Origin of the sequence: Komagataeibacter rhaeticus (assembly GCF_011611525.1) — a bacterium.
Lineage (GTDB): Bacteria > Pseudomonadota > Alphaproteobacteria > Acetobacterales > Acetobacteraceae > Komagataeibacter > Komagataeibacter rhaeticus.
Map to the genome: position 1 here is coordinate 112,213 of NZ_CP050139.1, position 20,632 is coordinate 132,844.

At 65.2% G+C, this 20,632-nt stretch carries 22 protein-coding genes; 13 read left to right on the forward strand and 9 right to left on the reverse strand.

All coding sequences use genetic code 11. The annotated features are described in order from the left end of the window. The first annotated feature begins 207 nt into the window (after positions 1-207). On the forward strand, positions 208-1,647 hold the full coding sequence (locus tag GWK63_RS00480; RefSeq protein WP_034927242.1) for a hypothetical protein: 1,440 nt from the start codon (positions 208-210) through the stop codon (positions 1,645-1,647). A gap of 55 nt (positions 1,648-1,702) precedes the next feature. On the opposite strand, the gene GWK63_RS00485 is transcribed toward GWK63_RS00480, so the two are convergent. Next, on the reverse strand, positions 1,703-1,987 hold the full coding sequence (locus GWK63_RS00485) for a hypothetical protein (RefSeq protein WP_007397123.1): 285 nt from the start codon (positions 1,985-1,987) through the stop codon (positions 1,703-1,705). 131 nt (positions 1,988-2,118) lie between these two features. Here GWK63_RS00485 and GWK63_RS00490 point away from each other — a divergent pair, with 131 nt between their 5' ends. The 3 genes from GWK63_RS00490 to GWK63_RS00500 all read left to right on the forward strand — a co-directional run bounded on the left by GWK63_RS00490 (position 2,119) and on the right by GWK63_RS00500 (position 4,071). Then, positions 2,119-2,544 (forward strand): LapA family protein, encoded by a 426-nt coding sequence (locus tag GWK63_RS00490; protein ID WP_007397122.1) that lies wholly within the window; start codon positions 2,119-2,121, stop codon positions 2,542-2,544. Positions 2,545-2,599: 55 nt separating this feature from the next. Continuing rightward, a complete protein-coding gene (gene pyrF / locus GWK63_RS00495) occupies positions 2,600-3,307 on the forward strand; it encodes an orotidine-5'-phosphate decarboxylase (RefSeq protein ID WP_007397121.1) in 708 nt (235 codons plus the stop codon). A gap of 134 nt (positions 3,308-3,441) precedes the next feature. Continuing rightward, positions 3,442-4,071, forward strand: a complete 630-nt coding sequence (locus GWK63_RS00500) for a phosphoribosylanthranilate isomerase (protein ID WP_039998531.1) — start codon at positions 3,442-3,444, stop codon at positions 4,069-4,071. Here the strand turns inward: GWK63_RS00500 and GWK63_RS00505 are convergent. After that, complete coding sequence (locus GWK63_RS00505) at positions 4,068-4,424, reverse strand: hypothetical protein (RefSeq protein ID WP_034926809.1); 357 nt, start codon at positions 4,422-4,424, stop codon at positions 4,068-4,070. The two genes, GWK63_RS00500 and GWK63_RS00505, sit on opposite strands and share 4 nt — an antisense overlap. A gap of 296 nt (positions 4,425-4,720) precedes the next feature. Further along, positions 4,721-5,155 (reverse strand): DUF721 domain-containing protein, encoded by a 435-nt coding sequence (locus GWK63_RS00510; RefSeq protein WP_039998528.1) that lies wholly within the window; start codon positions 5,153-5,155, stop codon positions 4,721-4,723. Positions 5,156-5,234: 79 nt separating this feature from the next. Between GWK63_RS00510 and GWK63_RS00515 the strand changes: the two genes are divergently transcribed. The 3 genes from GWK63_RS00515 to hemH all read left to right on the forward strand — a co-directional run bounded on the left by GWK63_RS00515 (position 5,235) and on the right by hemH (position 7,637). Further along, positions 5,235-6,314, forward strand: a complete 1,080-nt coding sequence (locus GWK63_RS00515) for an A/G-specific adenine glycosylase (RefSeq protein WP_034927247.1) — start codon at positions 5,235-5,237, stop codon at positions 6,312-6,314. Between the two features lie 57 nt (positions 6,315-6,371). Further along, positions 6,372-6,509 (forward strand): hypothetical protein, encoded by a 138-nt coding sequence (locus GWK63_RS00520; RefSeq protein ID WP_166498083.1) that lies wholly within the window; start codon positions 6,372-6,374, stop codon positions 6,507-6,509. Between the two features lie 66 nt (positions 6,510-6,575). After that, positions 6,576-7,637 (forward strand): ferrochelatase, encoded by a 1,062-nt coding sequence (gene hemH / locus GWK63_RS00525; RefSeq protein WP_039998527.1) that lies wholly within the window; start codon positions 6,576-6,578, stop codon positions 7,635-7,637. An 80-nt stretch (positions 7,638-7,717) separates the two neighbouring features. On the opposite strand, the gene GWK63_RS00530 is transcribed toward hemH, so the two are convergent. Further along, on the reverse strand, positions 7,718-8,230 hold the full coding sequence (locus tag GWK63_RS00530; RefSeq protein ID WP_223846599.1) for a hypothetical protein: 513 nt from the start codon (positions 8,228-8,230) through the stop codon (positions 7,718-7,720). A gap of 463 nt (positions 8,231-8,693) precedes the next feature. On the opposite strand from GWK63_RS00530, the gene GWK63_RS00535 reads away from it, so the two are divergent. Then, positions 8,694-10,067 (forward strand): glycosyltransferase family protein, encoded by a 1,374-nt coding sequence (locus tag GWK63_RS00535; RefSeq protein ID WP_007397110.1) that lies wholly within the window; start codon positions 8,694-8,696, stop codon positions 10,065-10,067. Between the two features lie 31 nt (positions 10,068-10,098). On the opposite strand, the gene GWK63_RS00540 is transcribed toward GWK63_RS00535, so the two are convergent. After that, positions 10,099-11,169: a COX15/CtaA family protein gene (locus GWK63_RS00540; protein WP_050800553.1), complete on the reverse strand. Its 1,071-nt coding sequence runs from the start codon at positions 11,167-11,169 to the stop codon at positions 10,099-10,101. Positions 11,170-11,285: 116 nt separating this feature from the next. On the opposite strand from GWK63_RS00540, the gene GWK63_RS00545 reads away from it, so the two are divergent. From GWK63_RS00545 to GWK63_RS00560, 4 genes are all read left to right on the forward strand, one after another. After that, positions 11,286-11,969, forward strand: coding sequence for a TVP38/TMEM64 family protein (locus GWK63_RS00545; RefSeq protein ID WP_223846600.1), 684 nt, complete (start codon positions 11,286-11,288; stop codon positions 11,967-11,969). Positions 11,970-12,080: 111 nt separating this feature from the next. Continuing rightward, positions 12,081-13,370, forward strand: coding sequence for a multidrug effflux MFS transporter (locus tag GWK63_RS00550; protein ID WP_007397107.1), 1,290 nt, complete (start codon positions 12,081-12,083; stop codon positions 13,368-13,370). Between the two features lie 185 nt (positions 13,371-13,555). After that, a complete protein-coding gene (locus GWK63_RS00555) occupies positions 13,556-14,086 on the forward strand; it encodes an adenine phosphoribosyltransferase (protein ID WP_007397106.1) in 531 nt (176 codons plus the stop codon). A 137-nt stretch (positions 14,087-14,223) separates the two neighbouring features. Continuing rightward, positions 14,224-16,458, forward strand: a complete 2,235-nt coding sequence (locus GWK63_RS00560; RefSeq protein WP_039998523.1) for an FUSC family protein — start codon at positions 14,224-14,226, stop codon at positions 16,456-16,458. A gap of 125 nt (positions 16,459-16,583) precedes the next feature. Here the strand turns inward: GWK63_RS00560 and accC are convergent, their stop codons facing one another. The 3 genes from accC to aroQ are packed head-to-tail and all read right to left on the reverse strand — an operon-like array spanning position 16,584 to position 18,846. Then, on the reverse strand, positions 16,584-17,936 hold the full coding sequence (gene accC, locus GWK63_RS00565; protein WP_007397103.1) for an acetyl-CoA carboxylase biotin carboxylase subunit: 1,353 nt from the start codon (positions 17,934-17,936) through the stop codon (positions 16,584-16,586). After that, positions 17,936-18,394, reverse strand: coding sequence for an acetyl-CoA carboxylase biotin carboxyl carrier protein (locus tag GWK63_RS00570; RefSeq protein ID WP_034926834.1), 459 nt, complete (start codon positions 18,392-18,394; stop codon positions 17,936-17,938). The genes accC and GWK63_RS00570 overlap by 1 nt, the downstream gene beginning before the upstream one ends. Next, on the reverse strand, positions 18,391-18,846 hold the full coding sequence (gene aroQ / locus GWK63_RS00575) for a type II 3-dehydroquinate dehydratase (protein WP_010514708.1): 456 nt from the start codon (positions 18,844-18,846) through the stop codon (positions 18,391-18,393). Before aroQ ends, GWK63_RS00570 begins: the two co-directional genes overlap by 4 nt. A 161-nt stretch (positions 18,847-19,007) precedes the next feature. Between aroQ and GWK63_RS00580 the strand changes: the two genes are divergently transcribed. Beyond that, on the forward strand, positions 19,008-19,556 hold the full coding sequence (locus GWK63_RS00580; RefSeq protein ID WP_166498084.1) for a septal ring lytic transglycosylase RlpA family protein: 549 nt from the start codon (positions 19,008-19,010) through the stop codon (positions 19,554-19,556). Positions 19,557-19,568: 12 nt separating this feature from the next. Here the strand turns inward: GWK63_RS00580 and GWK63_RS00585 are convergent, their stop codons facing one another. Further along, positions 19,569-20,510, reverse strand: coding sequence for a YihY/virulence factor BrkB family protein (locus GWK63_RS00585; RefSeq protein WP_007397098.1), 942 nt, complete (start codon positions 20,508-20,510; stop codon positions 19,569-19,571). Positions 20,511-20,632: the final 122 nt, after the last annotated feature.

Here is a 20,632-nt window from a genome sequence, read left to right on the forward strand (position 1 = left end):
TCCATCCGGCCGGGCCATGCCCCGCAATGGAGGAATTGATGGTTCCCGGCGGATATCTGTTATAGGGTCAGGATCGGAACAGGGTTTTGAATTACCAATATGACAGTATGGGAAAACATGAAGTACCTGTCGCTTTCCGTGGGTGCGACTGTCATTTCATATCTTTTTTACACAAGAATATTTTGTGATGCGCCCGGTATCCTGGATATGGTCATCAATTCGGACAGTCTTGTCCTGCCCCGGATGGGGTGGGAGATGTGGCATGTACCGCACGCCTGGCAGCATTTCCAGTGGCCGCGCGTGCCCAGCCTGTTTCCGGACATGCTCTGGTTCTGGCTGGCCGAAAGTGTCCGGCTGGACTGGCGCGTCGCGCTGGATGGTTTTTTCCTGCTCTCGCTGTGCCTGATGACCGCCTGCCTGGCGTCCGTCATCTGGCGCATGGGCGACCTGGCCTGGCCACAGGCCCTGTTCGTGTCTTCCTTTACTCTGGCGGCTGTTGTGGCATGCGTATCGGCTGGCGTGCATGTACAGGGCCTTCGTGACGTATCCGGGCTGCTGGAACTGTTCCTGCCCGCCTATCATGGCAGTGCCTTCATGCTGTCGCTGCTGGCGGCGACACTGGCGAACTGGGAATATGGCAGGGGCGGCCGGATTGCGAATTTTTGCCCGACAGCCTGCCTGTGCCTTGTCGCCACCTTCAGTGATCCCCTGTTCGTGACAACATTCGCGGTCCCCTTTGCCCTGTCGACCGGCCTGTTCGCGCTGCGGCACAGGAAAGACACGACCCCGGTCCGGGTCGCGCTGAAGGACGGGATCGGGCCTTCCCTGTTCCTGCTGGGGGCCTGTACCGTCGGGTTTGTGGGGCAGGAACTGCTTTACAAGCAGAACCTGGGGGGCGTGTTCAAGCACTTCCCGCTGCTGGCCCTGCCGGAAATCCTGTATTCCGCGTGCTTCAGTGTCCGGGCCTTCTGCTGTCTGGCCCTGTTCGCGCTGTCCATCATTCCGTTCATCAGGATAGGTGCGAAAATATCCGCAAAGGCCATCGCACCTTATAAGGAGCGGTTGTTTTACCACGGCTATGCCGCATCCATAATATCCTTGTGCATATTGTCGGTGTCGTATGTTGACGTATCGGTTTACCGGTATGCCCTGCCGGTTACCTGGTGGTCGATCATCTTTCTTGTGTCATGCCCTGATCCTGCTGCCGTCAGGAAAATGTCGGATTATGCGATGGTCTGCCTGCCATGCGCGTTCATGTATTTCGTGCTGATCGGCAACCATGGAAACAGGCTCGCCGGATGGCATTCCCCGCTTGAGAGCTGCATTTCCCAAAATCATGACAGGCTGGGCCTGCGGGGCGGGCTGGCGCAGTACTGGCTGTCGCGAAAGCTGGAGGCGTCCTCGGACTGGGCATTGCAGATCGAGCAGGTGACGGATGGGAACCACATCTTCATCTGGGGTAATAATCCCGACCTGTACGCGCATGACGTGCATGGTTTCGACGGCATGCCCGTATTCAATTACTTCGTTGATGACGGGAAGGAAGATCTGGCGACGCTGTACAGGGACATGGGGCCGCCCGCCCATGTCCTGCACTGTCCCGAAGCGGATGTCCTGGTGTTTGGCCAGCCGGTCAGGCTGCGGTAATCCGGCATGCCGCCCGCCGTGTCCGGGCGACCTGTCATGTCCGGGTGGCATGGGTTCAGCACCGCCCGTGCAGGAACCCCAGTGCCGGCAGGGGGCGCCACGCGCGTGGCAGGTCCGCGCGGCGATAGGGGCGGATGCTGTAATGCGGTATCGCGACGGCATTGCGTTCAAGAAAATTGCGGTAGGCGGCCACCTGCCGGCTGCGCCATTCGCAATCCGCCTCGGCGGCGGCGCGGGTGGGGTAGATGCTGGCGATGCGTGTCTCGCGCCCGGTGGTCGCCACGACCGCCCAGGATTCGTCACGGCGTGCAGTGGTCCGGAATGCGACAACCTTGCCCATTGCCCTGTCCCTGTCCCGGTTTATGGTGCCTCTCCCGCAGGCAAGCATGGGGGCGGCCGGCGGCGCAAGCGGCCCGTCGCATGAATTGATTTTCTTGCAGGTGCCGGTTGTTGGGGGTAGGGAACAGGATCATGATACGTCTTTTCATTACCCTGCCCGTGATCGTGGCACTGATCATTTTCGCGGCCTGCAACCAGGCGCCGGTGGAACTGTCATGGCTGCAGTGGAAATGGACGTCCTCGCCCGGCGTGCTGGCCCTGCTGGTGGCCGCCCTGTTCTATGCCACCGGCTCGGCCAGTGCATGGATCGTGGTGCTGCGCCAGATGCGCCGCGCCCGCCGTGCCGAACAGGAACTGCGCACCCTGCGGGCACGCCTGCCGGCTGATGATGCGGCAGGGGCCCGCCCGCCCGGACTGGCCTCCGCCCCGGCTGATTCCCCCATGGTGCAGGCCTATGCGGCAGGCCAGCCCGCGATGACGCAGCCGGCGGCCCCATCCACCGGGGGCATGGCCGTGACCGAAGCCCCTGTTACCACGGAACGGCCCCCGGCTTCCTGAATTCCTGCCGCCTGTCCCGGCCCGTAACCTGTTGCCCGTTTCTGGAGTACCGCCAATGCGTGGACGGTCCACCCGCCTGATTGTTGCCCTCGATACCAAGGATACGGCGCAGGCCGTGAACTGGCGGCAGGCAACCGCCGCCCATGCGGGCGCGGTCAAGCTGGGGCTGGAGTTCACCTATGCAAGCGGGCTGGAGGCGGTGCGGGCCGTGGCGGGTGACAGCCCGCTGTTCCTGGACCTGAAACTGCACGACATTCCCAATACCGTGGCCTCCGCCATTGGCAGCCTTGCGGGCGTGCGGCCCGCCATGCTGACCATCCATGCCTCTGGCGGCCGGGCCATGATCGCTGCCGCACGGGCGGCGGTGGACGCAACGTTTCCCGCGCAGGCCCGTCCCCTGCTGCTGGGTGTGACCGTGCTGACCAGCATGGATGAAGCCGGGCTGCATGAAATTGGCGTGCCGGGCAGTGTGAAAGCACAGGTGATTCGGCTTGGCCGTCTGGCCATGGAAGCCGGGGCGGATGGGCTGGTCTGTTCCCCGCACGAGATCACGCCCCTGCGGCAGGCTCTGGGGGAAGATCCCGTTCTGGTGGTGCCCGGTATCCGCCCCGCCGGGAGTGCGGCGGGCGACCAGAAACGGATCATGACACCCGCGCAGGCCCGGGCCGCCGGGGCCGACTGGATTGTGGTGGGCCGTCCCATTACCCGTGCGGCTGACCCGGCCGCCGCCGCCGCCGCCATTGCGGCCGAACTGGCAGCCTGAATGCCCGTTCGGGGCCGCCAGTTTTTTTGGGAAAGCCTGGGGGCACGCCGTCTTTATGGAAAAGGGCGATATCCGGCGGTTTTTATTTTTTCATCAATGAAGTGTACCCAGACCTTCTTCAGGGCGAACGGATGATGACGGTACGTGTCAAGATATGCGGCCTGCGTGACCGCGCGGGAGTGGACGCGGCCTGTGCGGCGGGGGCCGACTGGGTCGGGTTCGTGTTTTTTGAACGCTCCCCCCGTCATGTCACGGCAGATGTCGCGGGCAGGCTGGCCCGCGCCATACCCCCTGATGGCCCGCAGCGTATCGGCCTGTTCGTCCATCCCACGGATGATGCGATCAGGCAGGTTCTGGATCATGTGCCCCTTGACGGGTTGCAGATCTATGATGATGCCGCGCGCGCCGTGGCCATCCGGGCGCGTTTCGGCCTGCCGGTATGGCTGGCGGCCGGGGTCGCAGCCCCCGCCGACCTGCCGCATGCCTGTGCCGTGGACGGGCTGGTCATTGAATCCCGTCCGCCTGCCGGGTCGGACCGGCCGGGGGGCAATGCCCGCAGCTTTGACTGGGGCCTGACGGCGCGGTGGCAGGCCCCGGCGCCATGGCTGCTGGCGGGTGGTCTCAACCCCGGCAATGTCCGGCGCGCCATACGGCAGGCCGGGGCGCGGGCGGTTGATGTCTCATCGGGGGTGGAATCCGCCCCCGGTGTCAAATCCGCGTCCCTGATCCATCAGTTCGTGCAGGCCGCGCGGAACCCGGCCTAGCGGTAATAACCGCCGTAATAGCCACCATAATAGGCCGGGGGCGGCGGGGGTGGCGGTGCGGGATAGGCATAGGGCGGCGGCGGATAGCCATAGGCCGGATAACCATACCCGTAACCGTAATAGGGCCGGTAGCGATAGGGGGACATGGCAACCCCAAGCGCCGTTCCCGCCGCAATGCCCATGCCAAAGCCGCCCCAGCCCCAGCCGGGACGCCAGCCCCAGCCGCCGCCACGCCATCCGCCCCCATGCCAGCCACCGCCCCAGCCGCCACCACGCCAGGCATAGGCGGAGGAGGCGGGCAACATACCGGCCAGTCCCATGGATACAGCCAGCAACAGGGCCACCTTACGCATCGGCTCGCTTCCTTTTCCCAGGCATCGTGCTCCCGCCGATATTGGCATGGGGCTGGTAAATATCCAGCCCGCCACACGCTCCTGTGCAACAGATCGGCGGGCATGCAGGGCTGGTACGGTATTCCGGGCCTGATGCGCCGGGCTGGCAAATCATAATAAAAGCCTTTGGCTGCTGCTCTTTTTTAAAACAGGGGATCTGCGGGTTAGCGTTCCGGAAAATCCTTGCCGGGACCACCTTAAAATTTCTTTATGATTTACCCGCCATGATTGCCCCGTTCCGGCGCGGGCCGCCTGTCTTACCGGCTTCCCGGATTGCGCCGTGTGCCCATCCATCCACCCAGTCGTGCCAGCGCATCCTTCAGCGGCCCGTCGGGCATGTCGTCGATCTGGACCGGGGGAGGCGGGGCGGCTGGCCGTGGCCGCTGTGGCGGGCGGGTGCGCACGGTCAGGTCCTGCACCATTTTCAGGCGGCTGACCACACCCTGGCCGCAGGTGGTGTTGATGCGTGCGATCACGGTGGGGGCCAGGTGCTGCAGTTCCATCGCCACCGGGCCGGAGCAGGCGACCGTAAGGGTGCCCCCGCTCAACCGGCGCGGCACCGTCAGGGCCGCCAGGTGGGGGCCGACAATATCCGGCCAGTCCGTCATGACCTGCACGGCGGCGGCCGACTGCTTGCGAAAGACCGGACGGCTGACAGCCGGCAGCAGCGACGCCAGGCTGCGCGCGCGCATGGCCCGCCGTGGCGGTTCCGGCGGGGTGGGGGCATTCTTTCGCTTGCTGGCGGGCGGCGGGTTCGTCATAAACGGGTCCGTGTTACCTTCTGCTGCCGATCTGTTGCACTGGTATGACCGGCACCGCCGTATCCTGCCATGGCGTGCCCTGCCGGGCCAGAGTGCAGACCCCTATCGGGTCTGGCTGAGCGAGATCATGCTCCAGCAGACCACGGTTACGGCGGTCATCCCGTATTACGAGCGTTTCCTTGCGGCCTTCCCCGATGTGGGAGCACTGGCCCGTGCCCCGCAGGATCGGGTCATGGCGTTATGGGCGGGGCTTGGCTACTACGCCCGGGCACGTAACCTGCATGCCTGCGCGCAGGTGGTGGCGGCACGCGGTGGCCGGTTTCCCGACACGGTGGAGGGGTTGCTGGAACTGCCCGGAATCGGGGCCTATACCGCCGCCGCGATTGCCGCCATCGCCTTTGGCCGTCCCGTCGTGCCGGTGGACGGGAATGTGGAGCGCGTGACCACGCGACTCTTCGCCCTGACCGACCCGCTGCCCGGCGCGCGCAAAGCCATCGCCCGTCAGGCCATGGGGCTGAATGGCGATGCGCCGGCCCGCGCCCGTCCATCCGATTTTGCGCAGGCCCTGTTTGATCTCGGGGCCGGTATCTGCACGCCGCGCACGCCCGCCTGCGTGCTGTGCCCGTGGCGCGATGCCTGTGCGGCGCACCGGCAGGGAATCGCGGCCACCCTGCCGCGCCGGGCGGCAAAGGCGGCGCGCCCCGTGCGGTACGGAATACATTTCTGCATGATGGACGGTGCCGGGGGCCTGCTGCTGGTCCGTCGCCCCGAAAAGGGGCTGCTGGGGGGCATGATGGGCCTGCCGGGGCCGGCATGGCGCGACAGCCCGTGGACCGCGCCGGATGCCCTGGCCCATGCGCCCACGGCCCCCCGCCTGTGCCCGCAATGGCATGCAGTGGGGCAGGTCAGGCATGTCTTTACCCATTTTACATTGCTGGTGGATGTCTATGCCGCCCGTGTAAAAACCTTTCCCAACAGTCTGGTCGGGGCGCAGGGCATGGTCCACCGCGTGGGGGACGGGGCCGTGGCCCTGCCCTCGCTCATGCGCAAATGCGTGGCGCTGGCGCAGTCCGCTCATGTTTTTGATTGACGGGGGAGGGAGACGCGCGGTTCACTGGTTTCCTGTCCGATATGGAAAGGGACCGTGATGCTCACTTTTGTCCAGATGCTTTCCCCCGTTGTTGCCCTGCTGGGTGTTGCCGGCGTGGCGCGTTATTTCACCATGCAGGCCCCGGCGCTCCAGCCCGTGCGGGTACGGGCCCGTCGCCATGGGCGGGGCATGTAATCAGGCGGCAGGGGGTGTGCTGCCCCTGCTTTGCATCCTGCCACGGCTTCCTGTAGCAGCGATGGCATGACATTCATTACCGTACACCGCGCGGCACCGCACAGGGACGCCGCGCCACGCACCGGGGTGCTGCTGAGCAATCTGGGCACCCCGGATGGCACCGGCTATGCCGCCGTGCGGCGTTACCTGGCGGAATTCCTGTCGGACCGGCGTATTATCGAAGCCAGCCCCCTGATCTGGAAGCCCATCCTGTATGGGCCGGTGCTGACCTTCCGCCCCCGCAGATCGGGCGAGGCCTATCACCGCATCTGGCATCACGATCGTGATGAAAGCCCGCTGCGCACCTATACCCGTGATCAGGCGGAGGGGCTGGGCGCACGGCTTGCGGCGGATGGCGTGCCGGTGGCCTGGGGCATGCGCTATGGCAGGCCCTCCATCCGTCAGGCGCTGCATGAACTGGTGGCGCAGGGATGCGACCGGATTCTTCTGGCCCCGCTTTACCCGCAGTACAGCGCCACCACCACCGCCACGGCCAATGACCAGGCGTTCCGCGCGCTCATGCGCATGCGCAACCAGCCCGCCATCCGCACCCTGCCAGCCTTTGCCGACCATCCGGCCTATATCGCAGCCCTTGGCCGCTCCATTACCGCACGGCTTGGCACGCTGGATTTCAAGCCGCAGATGATCGTGGCGTCCTTTCACGGGTTGCCCAGGGTCTATGTGGAAAAGGGCGATCCCTATGCGGCGGAATGCGGGCGCACCATAACCGCGCTGCGTCATGCCATGGGATATGACGCGCAGATGATGCCCCTGACCTTCCAGTCCCGCTTTGGTCCGGCAAAATGGCTTGAACCCTATACCGCCCCGTTTATCGAGTCGCTGCCGGCACGGGGAATCGAGCGGATTGCCGTGATCACGCCCGGCTTCATTTCCGACTGTATCGAAACGCTGGACGAAATCGGTAACGAGGCAGGCGATGCCTTCATAAAGGCCGGGGGCAGGGAACTGGCCCTGATTCCCTGCCTGAACAATTCGCCCGACGCCATCGACCTGCTTGAAACCCTTGTGCGCGAGGAACTGCAGGGCTGGATTCCCCGCCAGCCCCCCACCCCGCCGGAAGCGCGATAGCCTGCCGCCCATGCACCCGGATCATCCTGTCCATGCGGAGGGGAGGGACCGGGCGCGCCGTATTCCGGACAGGCCGGGTGTTAGGGCCGGTCACAGCTTTCCGTCAGGTCATTATAGACCTGCCCTGCCTGGCAGGTGGGGCGGGGTGTTGCCGCAGGGGCAGGCGGGCTGACCAGCGTGGACAGGTCCCTGTCATAGACCGAGTCATCCTCGGGCGCGGTATTGCCGGTGCCGTTATAGATTTCCGGCGCGGCCTGGTAACTGGCGCCGGCGGCGGCAGCGCCCATGGCGGCACCGGCGTAATAGCCACCCCAGCCCCATCCCCAGCCGCCACCCCATCCCCAGCCCGGATAGCCCCATCCCCAGCCGGCATAGGCGGGGGCATAATAGTAGCCACCCCATCCGCCCCATCCCCAGCCACCCCGTCGGCCGCCGCCATCACGCCAGCCGCCACCGCCGCCGTGCCATCCGCCACCGTCACGGCCGCCGCCGCCCGGCCCACCACGGGATTCGGCATGGGCCTGCGGAAGCAGTGCCCCCCATGCGACCAGCGCCAGCATCACGCCTGTCACGACATGTCTCAGCTTGTGCATATTCCATTCCTGCATATCTGGGTGCGATGTATCGCAGAAAACCATCCATCCGGGAAAGAGAGGACGCCCCATGCGCCCTGATCGCTCTGCTCCCGTCCGGGGCCAGGCGGTCCCTGTCCCATATGGGCATTTTCCATCCGGTTTGCACCTGCACGGGGGTGGCGGCGTAACATATGGAATTATTAAGCCACATTCTGAAGGTATCCGTGCGCTCCGCTACGGGTCAGGATGGGCCACCCGTCATCCGGGTGCCCGTCGGGGCAGGGCATTGTCAGGTCTGGCGCAAAAGAATATCCAGATGCGTCCTGTTCAGGGGGATCGTCGGCCTGCTGCGTATTGAAGTATTCCGAAAGAGAAAAGTCACATATAAACCATGAACTCCAAAAAAAGAGAAATGGATGCCGGAAGTCCAGTATGGCTTCTGTTCGGAATATGTTTTGTCGTTGTTCTTCTCGCTCCCCATGTGGCGTTCATTGCCAGTCATGTCTCGTTATCCAGTAACGAAGGGTGGAACGCCTATCTGGCGCGACGTGCCGTGGGGCTGGATCATGCCCCGCTCTACCCGCCTGCGGGCCAGATGGTGTTCAACAATTATCCGCCCAGTTCCTTCTATGTCGTAGGACTGCTGGGCTGGCTGCTGGGGGACATGATCCTGGCGGGGCGCATCATTTCCCTTCTGGCCCTGCTTGTGTGTGCCGCTACGCTCGGGCGCATCGTGCGCGCCATGGGGGGCACGCGTGGCGGGGCGTGGTTCGCGGCACTGCTTGTTATCATCTATAGTGCTGTTTTCTATAGTGATTATGTCGGGATGGATGACCCCCAATGGCTGGGGCAGGCGATTGTGATGCTGGGGTTCCTGCTGCTGGTGGACAGTGGCGGGGAAGCCGGGCGCGGCATGACGCTACGGGCCATGGCCGCGGGTTTCGTGATGGTGGCGGGGCTGACCTTCAAGCATAATATCCTGGCCCTGCCGGCCGCGACCTTCGTGTGGCTGGTGCTGACCGACTGGCGGCGCGCCATTGCGTGGCTGTCCGGCTGCCTGCTGGCCTTCTGTCTGCTGGGCGGCCTGTTCTATGCCGCTTTCGGGCCGGATTTCGTTCATGGTGTCTTTGGTCACAAGCGCCTCTTCCATGTGCATGGCATGCTCAAGGGCATGGGAAACGTGCTGGGGCTGGCTGGCATGGGCGTGTCCTGCCTGTTCCTGCGCCGGATGCGTCTGGCCCATGGCTACGGGCTGCTGGTGGGGGTGTACCTGTTCCTTGCGGCCGCTTCCGCCATCGTGCAGCGCATGGGCATGGGCGTGTCGCATAATGCCTGTTTCGAGGCGCTGGTCGCGGCCGCCCTGTGCGCGGGCCTTGCCGTATCGTATCTGATGCGTGGCGGGAAGACGTGGGGAACCCTGCCGCCGCGTCCCGTCCTGGCCGGGGTGGTGGGGCTGAACCTGCTGCCGGTTGTGGTCAGCCTGCCGGCCTATCTGCCCTACCTGTATCACACCAGCGCGGCGGACATCGCGGCGCATGAAGGGGCATGGAATGAGACGATTGCCGCCGTGCACGCCATTGATGGCAAGGTTGCGTGCGAGACGCTGGCCCTGTGCTACTGGGCGGCCAAGCCCGCGGTGATCGATTTCTTCAACTATTCCCAGCATGTCGCGGTAACGCATGATGCCACGGCCCTGCAACAGGCGGTGGACCATCACGGCATCGCGGCGTTTGTCAGCAGTTCCCGTTTCGGGCCACCGGCCGAGATATGGGAGTTTTCCGATCTGTGGCGCATTGTCCGCGCGCGCTACACCCATGTGCGCGAGCAGGGTGCCGCCTATATCGTGACACCCTGAAGGCCGGGGGTGTGGCCCCGGCTGCCGCCAGTCAGGGCCGTCCCACCCCGCGCAGCCGGTGCAGGGTGATGATGGCCGCCGTCAGCACGATGGCGGCACAGGTCTGGTGCACCGTGCCCGCCCAGACCGGCACCACCAGCAGCAGCGTGGTAATGCCCAGCGCGTATTGCAGCAGCACCAGCCAGCCCAGCACCGCCAGCGCGCCCTGCACGGGCTTGCCCAGCTGCGGCGTGCGCAGCCCCAGCGCGATGGTCAGGCCGATTATGACAACCGTGGTGGTGGCCAGCAGCCTGTGGTCGAACTGGATGGCGGGAATGTTCTGGAACCAGTTGAGCCAGAACGGGTGCAGCCGCGCGTAGCCCGCCGGGATCAGGTGCCCGTCCATGAGCGGGAAGGTATTGTAGGCAAAGCCCGCATGGGTGCCGGCGGTAAAGCCACCGGCAATGACCGTGATGCCCACCAGCAGGCAGATGGCCCAGACCATGCGGTGGACCCGCACCACTTCCGGCGTTGCGGGAATGAAGGCGGGCTGTGGTGTGCGCACCGAAAGCGCCGTCCACAGGATGGCGATATAGAGCGCGAAGGCACAGCACAGGTGCAGGACCAGCCGCACCGGGGCCACGGCCGTGCTGTCCGGGTTGAAGCCCGATGCCACCATGAACCACCCGATGGCGCCCTGCAGTCCCCCCAGCACGAAAAACAGCACCAGCCGCAGCGCAAGCCGCCGGTCCAGCGCGCCGGTAACGGAAAACCACACCAGCGGCACCAGCAGCACCAGCCCCATCAGCCGCCCCCAGAAGCGGTGGGTCCATTCAGCCCAGAAGATCTGCTGGAACCCGGCCAGGCCAAAGCCGTCATGCAGGATCTTGTATTGCGGGATGGTCTTGTACAGCGCGAACTGCCGTTCCCATTCCGCATGGCTCAGCGGCGGGATCATGCCGGTAATGGGCCGCCAGTCCATGATGGACAGCCCCGATCCGGTCAGGCGGGTGTAGCCGCCAAGGGCGATCATGCCAACCAGCATGAAGCAGATTGCAAACAGCCACGTCGAGATACGCTGCCGGTTGCGCAGCGCCTGCGCGGACGGGGGCGTGCGGCCCATCAGGGAGCCACTTCGGGAATATGCGGACATAAGCGGATTTAGACCGCCCTTGCAGTCCGCTGCAAGGCGATGCTAGGCGCGAAGGAGCAAATCGCTGTCGGAAACGGGACGCACGCATGACATTACCGCACGCCGCACGGCCTGCCCCCCCTGTGCGGCCCACGTCGCGTGTGCTGGTCCGGCCCGTCGTGCTGCTGGCGGCCTTTGTCGGGCTGGCCCTGGTCATGGGCCGCCTGCCGGGGATGCGTGCCCTGCTGACGGCTGCGCCCGGGCTGCATGCGGGCCGCGAAGGGGTGGCGCTATTCGTTCTGGCCGCCAGTGCGTTCTGTGCGTTCGGCCTGCCGCGACAGGCCGTGTGCTTTGCGGCGGGTGCCGCCTATGGAATCGGGGCGGGCTGCGTGCTGGCCACGCTGGCGACCGTGACGGGCTGCCTGTTCGGCTATGGCTGGGGGCGCTGGGCGGGACGGCCGCGCATGCCCGCGCGGCTTGCGGCAACCATGGCGCGGCTGGATGGTTTCGTGCGGCGCGAACCCTTTGTGTCCGTCCTGACGCTGCGGCTCATGCCGGTGGGTTCGGCGCTGCTTCTCAACCTTGCTTCGGGCATGCTGGGGGTGCGGGTCGTGCCGTTTGTGCTGGCCACCGCGCTGGGCAGCCTGCCGCAGACAGTCGTCTTCGTGCTGGTGGGATCGGGTATCCGGCTGGAAGGCCCATGGCGCATCGGTATTGCGGTCATGCTGTTTGCCCTGTCCGCCCTGCTGGGGCTATGGCTGATGCGCCGCATGCGTTCTGTTCCGCCCTGACACGGTATGGGTATCACGATAGCGAATTGCAGTAATGCCGTAATTAGATGGTGAAAAAGTGGACCCTGCTGGTCTACTAGTCCGGACAGTCTTTCAATACTGGAGTGCCTCATGGGCTCATCCGCAACAGCGGGCCATGCATCCGAAACATCCATGCCGGGCTCGCCCGCCCGCCCGATGGGCTGGATCGCGATCCTGCTGGGGTTCCTGACCGCGGTCGGCCCTGTCTCCACCGACATATACCTCCCTGCCTTCCCCGAACTGGAAGCCTCCCTGCACGGCCGCGCCGGTTCGGCGCAGATGACGCTGGCGGTGTGGTTCGTGGGTCTGGCAATCGGGCAGATCACCATGGGGCCGCTTTCCGACCGTTTTGGCCGCCGCAGGCCCATGCTGCTGGGCACGGTGGTCTATACGCTGGCCTCCATCGGGTGCGCCATGGCGCGCGACATTCCCACCTTCTCGCTGTTCCGGCTGATCGCGTCGGTCGGGGCGTCCGCCAGCCTGATCATTCCCAGCGCCTGCGTGCGTGACATGTCGCATGGCAATGAATCCGCCCGCCTCATGTCGCGGCTGGTGCTGGTGATGGGTGTCGTGCCCATCCTGGCCCCCACGCTGGGGGGGATGGTGCTGTCCATTGCCTCGTGGCGGTCGATCTTCTGGGCATCGGCGGTGTACGGGCTGATCTGCATCGTACTGATCTGGCGCGTCCTGCCCGAGACGCTTCGGCCGGAGAATCGAAGCGAGTTCTCTCCGGTCACCCTGTTCAGCCGCTATGTGATGCTGGCACGCGACCGCGGGTTCATCACGCATGCCATGATTGCGGGTTTCTCGTGCTTCATGTCCTTTACCTACCTGTCGGCGGCGCCTTCGGTGTTCCGGGGCCAGTTTGGCCTGTCGGCGGCGCATTTCGGCATGCTGTTCGGGGTGTTCGCGGTGTGCATGATCGGGGCGTCGCAGCTTAATGGCGTGCTGGTGGGCCGGATTGACGCGGCGCGTATCCTGGGGGCCTCGGTCATGGTTGCGGTGGCCGGCACCATTGCCATGACCGCCATTGCCACGGCCATTACCTTTGCCATGCAGCATGGGGCCCACCCGCCGCTGTGGATGCTGGGCTGCCTGATCCTGACCATGATGGTGTCACTGGGCACCACGGGCATCATCGGCCCCAACGCCACGGTGGGGGCACTGGCCGACCATCCGCGCTTTGCGGGCAGTGCTTCGGCCTTTGTCGGCACGCTGCAATACGTGCTGGGTGCCATTGCCGGTGCGTTCGTGGGCATGCTGCCCGCCAATTCACCCATTCCGATGGCGGGCGTCATGCTGCTGGGGGCTGCGATCATGCTGCTTATGGTCGTGCTGCGTCCTGCCCGCCCGCCCGGTGGCGCCGTGGCGAAGGAATAAAATCTTCCTGTCCCCCATCTGCCCCCGGACAGGGGGGCAAAGCATGCATGGCCGCAACGGGTGGGGTTGTCGCCCCGCCGTGTGGCGGCTACAGCGGGGGGCCGTCCGCAGGGGCGACATTTTCGTGAACGGGGCTGGCATGTCCCGAATCTGTATGACCATGCAACGGGGACCGCGCACCGATCATGACGACCGCCAAGATCGACCTGAAACAATACATCCGCAACATCCCGGATTTTCCCAAGCCGGGAATCCTGTACTACGATATCTCGACCCTGATGCGGAATGCCGATGCCTGGCAGATCGCCATGGGGCGTCTGGCCGCCGCCGTTGCCCCCTGGGCGCCGGACATGCTGGCCGCCATCGAATCGCGCGGGTTCCTGACGGCGGCGCCGCTTGCCAGCCGGCTGGGCTGTGGGCTGGTCATGCTGCGCAAGCCGGGCAAGCTGCCCGGGGGTACGGTCTCCTACAGCTATGACCTGGAATATGGTTCCGATTCGCTGCATATTCAGGCCGATGCGATCGAACCGGGCCAGCGCGTGGTGGTGATGGATGACCTGCTGGCCACCGGCGGCACGCTGAATGCGTCCGTGCACCTGCTGCGCAAGGTGGGCGCGGATGTGGTGGGGGCGGCCACCCTGATCGAGCTTACGGGCCTTGGCGGCCGGGGGCGGCTGGATATTCCGGTCAAGACCCTCCTTTCCTACGACGAGTAACCGGCGGACAGGGCGGCGCGGGGCATGGGGCACACGCTTCCTTGCATGCTGCTGCCCGGCTGCCTGCCTGTTCGCGCCGGCAGGATGATGTACAGTGCATGTGGACCGTGTAAGCATGGGGGAGGAAGGGTGCGGGGATGAGAGGTCTTGAGCTTTCCCTGAACCGTTTCCAGGACCAGATCCGCGGGTTCTTCAGGCGGCTGTGGCCACCGGGCGCGACACCGCGGCAGGATCATCTGCGCTGGCTGTACGCGCCTGGTCTCTTTACCTTCGGTTACGCGCTCCGCACCACCATCACCTCGCTTATCGCACTGGGCATCGCCCTGTGGTGGGAACTGGGCAGCCCGCAATGGGCGGCGCTTACGGTGTGGATGGTGGCGCAGGGCACGCGTGGCAAGAGCGTTGCCAAGGCGCGGTGGCACCTGTTTGGCATGGTGGTGGGCACCATCTGCGCGGTGCTGCTTGTGGCGGCCTTTCCACAGGCGCCAATCATGTTCATCCTCATGCTGGCGGTCGGGATCGGGGCATTCTGCTTTATCGGCACGCTGCTGCCCGGCCCCGCCACCATGACCAATTACCGCATCCATGGCATGCGGGCGAGCGGCTTTACCTACGCCATCATCTCGCTGGACGGCATTGCCGACCCCCAGCACATCTTCATGACCGCCATGTCGCGCGCGACCTATATCGTGCTGGGCATCGTGCTGGAGAGTACCGTCTCCTCGCTGTTCCAGTTCCGGCTGGAGACGCGCGCGCAGGAGCGTCTTGCCGCCAATTTCATGACCGCCATCAACGGTGCCGGCCAGACCCTGGCCGCCGTGCTGGCGGGGAACGGGCAGGTGCTCCGTCAGGCGCGGGGTGTCTTTTCCAACATCACCACGCTGAGTGACCAGATCGAATTCGCGGAAGTGGAGATGGGTGCCCATCGCGGGCACGAGGGTGATCACGCCCGTGCCGCCCTGGCGCGCGTGGCCATGCTGCTTTCGCGCGGGCTGGATCTGGCGGCGCTGATGCACGGGGCCAACATGGTGCCGGGCGCGTCCTTCAATGCGATATCGGCGCGGGTGCAGGCCTTCCTTCAGGACATGGCGCCCCGGCTTGAGGCCAGTGACGACATCGCGCCCGTTCTGGCCCGGCTGGCCGAGCTGCAGGCCGCGTGCCGGCAGAGCGTTGCCGATTCGCTGGATGAGGAAATGGGCACCCCCGGTGGCCCCCCGATTGATCCGCAGCTGGTGGCCCTGCTGTCACAGCAGCGCATGCTCCATACCGCCCTGGGGCAGATGCTGGAGGAACTGGAACAGGCGCTGATCCAGTTCGATGCCAGCCGCCACCCCCTGCTGCATGATCATTTCCATTACCGCATCAAGACCTTCCGTGACTGGCAGCAGGCCTTTACCAACAGCCTGCGCGCGTCGGTCACCATATTCGGCTCCGGGGTCATATGGGTGACGACCGCATGGTCGGCGGGGCTGACGTTCATGATGTTCGTCTCCATCGTGTGCAGCCTGTTCTCGACACTGGAAAAACCGGCGCTGGCCACGCGGGCCTTCCTGGGCGGGGCCATCATTGCATCCATCGTGGCGGGCATCCTGGTGCTGTGGCGGCTGGCCGAGCCGACGACGTACGAGATCATGGCCGTCTGCCTGTTCCTGCCCATGCTGGCCGGCGGGCTGGCCTTTGCCTACCCTGCCCTGATTCTGGGGGCGGTTTCGTACAACCTGTTCCTGCCCATCCTGCTGGGACCGGGTAACCAGAGCCGGCTGGACGAGGTGGCCTTCTTCAACACCGCCATGCCGCTGGTGCTGGCATTGTGGTACGCGATGTGGGCTTTCCGGCTGGTGCTGCCCTTTGATACGAACGACATGCGCTGGCAGATGCGCACCGGCATCCTGCGCGGGCTGCGTTACGTGGCGCGCGCGCGTGTCCTGCCCACCACGCTGTACGTGGTTGAACATAACGTGGACCGTTTTGTCCGCCTGCTGACCAATGCGGAAAACACGCCCGATACGATTATCGACGCCTATCTGCAGGGCATCCTGTCCGCCATGACCATCGGGCTGAATGTCATCCGCCTGCGTGCCATTCTGGAGCGGCACCTGCTGCCAGCCGAGGCCCAGCGCGTGGTGGGTGAGATGATGGGCCGCATGGCGCAGTTCAGCGGCCGGTATGGTGGCCATTACGGACGCACCGCGCGCTCGGCCAAATTTGCCATCGCGCATCTGCAGCAGCTGGCGGGGCAGGAGGACAATCTGGGGGTCAGGCTGGAAATCGACAGTGCGCTGGGCTGCCTGTACGTGATTTCCTTCGAACTGGACCATAACCAGAAGTTCTTTGACGCCGCCAGTCCCTACCTTGATCCGGTCATGCTCTGACCATCCACTGGCCCGCCGGGGCACGACGGTCTGGGGTGCGGGACATAAAAAGGGTGGCGCCCCGGAAGGGTGCCACCCTTTTTGCCACCTGCCATCCCCACCAGTTCTGGCGGGGGATGCCGGGTTTAGTTGCCAGCCTGCTGGCGGGCCACGAAGTTTTCCAGCCAGTGGATGGTGTAGTCCCCCTTGCGGAACTGGGGGTCATCCAGAATCCTGCGGTGCAGCGGGATGACCGTCTTGACCCCTTCGATCACGAACTCATCCAGCGCGCGGCGCATGCGCTCGATCGCCTCGATCCGGGTCGGCGCGCGCACGATCAACTTGGCGATCATGCTGTCGTAATAGGGCGGCACGCGGTAGCCGGCGTAAAGCGCACTGTCGATTCGTACGCCCAGCCCGCCGGGCGGGTGGTAGACGGTAATCGTGCCCGGCGTGGGCATGAAGGTCTGCGGGTCTTCGGCGTTGATGCGGCATTCGATCGCATGGCCGGAGAAGTGGATGTCCGACTGGCTGTAGCCCAGCGGTTCACCTGCGGCGATGCGGATCTGCTCGCGCACCAGATCCACGTCGCACACCATTTCCGTTACCGGGTGTTCCACCTGCAGGCGGGTATTCATCTCGATGAAGCAGAACTGCCCGTCCTGGTACAGGAACTCCAGCGTGCCCGCGTTGCGGTAGCCCAGCCTGGTCAGGGCGGAGGTGGCGATCTGGCCGATCTCGTCACGCTGGGCGGCGGTCAGGGCGGGGGAACCCGCTTCTTCCAGCAGCTTCTGGTGGCGGCGCTGGAGCGAGCAGTCACGCTCGCCAAAATGCACCACGTTGCCATGCGTGTCCGCCATGATCTGCAGTTCGATATGGCGCGGCTTGTCGAGGTATTTTTCCAGATAGACCTCGTCATTGCCAAAGGCGGCGCGGGCTTCGGTGCGGGCGACGCTCCACGCTTCCTCCAGGTCGGCTTCGGTGGGGGCGACCTTCATGCCGCGCCCGCCGCCGCCCGCCGCCGCCTTGATCAGCACGGGATAGCCGACCTTCGCCGCCACCTCGCGGGCCTGCTCCAGGCTTTCCAGCGCCCCGTCCGATCCGGGAACCAGCGGCACGCCCAGTGCCATCATGGTGGTCTTGGCGGTGATCTTGTCGCCCATCATGCGGATATGCTCCGCCGTGGGGCCGATGAAGGTGATGCCATGGGCTTCCACCGTCTCGGCAAAATCGGCATTTTCCGACAGGAACCCGTAACCGGGATGGATCGCGTCCGCGCCCGTGATGGTGGCGGCCGACAGGATGGCCGCGACATTCAGGTACGAGTCGCGGCTGGCTGGCGGCCCGATGCATACCGCTTCATCCGCCAGGCGGACATACATGGCATCCGTATCCGCCGTGGAATGCACGGCAACGGTCGGAATGCCCAGTTCACGGCAGGCCCGCAGGATACGCAGGGCGATCTCGCCGCGATTGGCAATGAGGATCTTGGAAAACATTACTCTATGATGACCAGCGCTTCGCCGAATTCGACCGGCTCACCGGATTCGATCAGGACCTTGCTCAGCGTGCCCGCGCGGGGGGCCTTGATCTGGTTGAAGGTTTTCATCGCCTCGATCAGCAGCAGGGTCTGGCCCGCGGCCACCTGCTGGCCTTCGGTCACGAAGGGGGGGGAGGACGGGTCGGGCGCCAGATAGGCAACACCCACCATCGGGCTGGTCACGGCGCCGGGGTGCTTGGACAGGTCCGCCACGGGTGCCGCCGGGGCCACGGGCTGTGCCACCGGGGCCGCCGCGACCGGCGCCGGGGCCGGCACGGCATGGGCGACGGGGCTGGCTGCGCGGACCACGCGGATGCGGTTGTCCTTTTCCGCGATCTCGATCTCGGTCAGGCCGGTATCGGTCAGAATCTCAGCCAATGCCCGAATGGCATCCGCATCCACGAGCAGTCGGCTCATTGATCGTCCTCGTCCAGAATCATGTCTGTCATGGCCTGAAGCGCCAGGGCATACCCCCGTACGCCCAGCCCGCATATGACGCCAATGGCGGCGCGGGAGACGTAGGAGTGATGACGGAAGGCTTCACGGCGGTGAATGTTGGAAATGTGCACCTCGATCACAGGCAGATCAACGGCAAGCAGCGCGTCAAGGATCGCGACCGAGGTATGGGAATAGGCCGCCGGGTTGATGATGATGCCGCGTGCGCGGCCCCGGCATTCCTGTATCCATGAAACGAGTTCCCCCTCACCATTCGTCTGGCGGAAGTCGATGGCCACGTCCAGCCGTTCGGCGGCCTGGACGCAGACCTGCTCCACGTCATCCAGCGTGGCGTGACCATAGACCTCGGGCTGCCGGAGTCCGAGCATGTTGAGGTTGGGGCCGTTCAGCACGGCAATGAGAGGGCGCTCCATGATGCACGCGCCTAGCACGCTCGCCGCCGTGTTCCAAGTCTGTTGATGGGCGCCGTGCCCCGCGGGCGCATTATTCGCGTCATCCGTTGCGGCCGGCACGCAGCGCCGGGCCGCCATCCGTAATGGTAGGATATTGGACCGGGTCGTGCTATCATCGGGGGATGACAGGATATCCCGATCACCACGGCGGTGGCGAGGCGACAGGTCACGGCCCCGTGGCACGGTTTGCCTGGCCGGTTGTCATCGCCTGTCTCATGCTGGCGGCATCCGGTGCCGCGAACGCGGCCTGCGCGGTGGCGCGCCATGGCGCGGTCATGGTGCGGCATGGCACGCGCGGCGCGGCGCGGCGGCCGCCCGTCATGTCGCGCGTGCCCCCGCACCGGAGCCAGCACGGGCTGGCAAGCTGGTACGGCACGGGCCGGCAGCTGGGCCACGCCACCGCATCGGGTGAGACGTTTGATCCCGATGCCCTGACGGCGGCCCATACCCAGCTGCCGCTGGGCACGCGGCTGCTGGTCCATTCACGGCGGACGGGGCGCAGCGTTGTCGTGCGCGTCAATGACCGGGGGCCTTTCCGTGGCCATCGCATCCTTGATCTCTCGCCCGAAGCGGCACGCCAGCTGGGCATACTGGGCACCGGCACGGCCCCCGTCGACATAGAACCCGCCGACGTGGCGGCCGATGAGGAAGTGGCCAGCGCCCCGCGCTAGGGGCCTGCAGGGCTATAGTGACTGGTGCTTGGTCCAGCCTTCCATCTTGCTGTCGGGCGCGCAGCGCAGCTTCATCTCGATTTCCAGCCCCGCGTTCAGTTCCGCGCCCAGCAGCACCACATAGGCCGAGACATAGAACCACATCATGATGGCGATGAACGCGCCCAGCGGCCCGTACGTGGCGCTGTAGCCCGCGATATGGCTGACATAGTAGGAAAACCCGCTGGATGAGAGCAGCCACAGCAGCGTGGCCCCCACCGAGCCGGGCAGGATGCAGCGCCAGTAGGTATGCGGCCGGTTCGGCCCGAAGCGGTACAGTACCGAACACAGCGACAGCACGAACAGCAGCATGAGGATGGGGCCACCCATGTGGATCAGCAGTTCCACCGAACCCGGTGGCGGCGCCAGCGACAGGTGCTCGGGCAGGTAGTCTATCAGGAATGGCAGCGCCACCATGAGCGCCAGCGTCAGGATGCCGCCGCAGATCGAGCAGAACGTAAGCCCCATGGCCATGGCCTGGAAGCGCACGAAGCTGCGGGTCTCGGGCGTGTTGTAGGCCACGTTCATCGCCATGATCAGCGACCGCGTGGCCGCCGAGGCCGACCATGTGGCGATGGTAGTGGAAATGATCAGGTTGAGCGTGAGGGAGGAATGCGATTCGGCCACCAGCAGATGGATCCGGTCGCCAATCACCCCATAGGCGGAAGGGGGCAGCAGGTTGCGCAGTACCACAAGCTGTGGCTCCACCGTCTGCAGATCGAACAGGAGCCCGTACAGGGAGATGAGCGTGCTCATGGCCGGGAATAGCGAAAGGGTGGCGTAGAACGCACACCCCGCCGCAGCCAGCGTGATCTGGTCGGATACGATATTGCGGGCGACCTGCCGCAGCACCTGCCGGACCTGTGCCCAGGAAAAATGGGGCAGGTGCGGAGTCGGTCGGGCGGTTTCCGTCATGTCGATTTCGGTGGATGGGGAACCAATCAAGGGGAGATTCGTGTCCTGTTATGAAGCGCTGCGGTGTGGCGGGCGGTCCGGGCCGCCCGCATGTGTGTATTGTGCCACGATGATGCAACCCT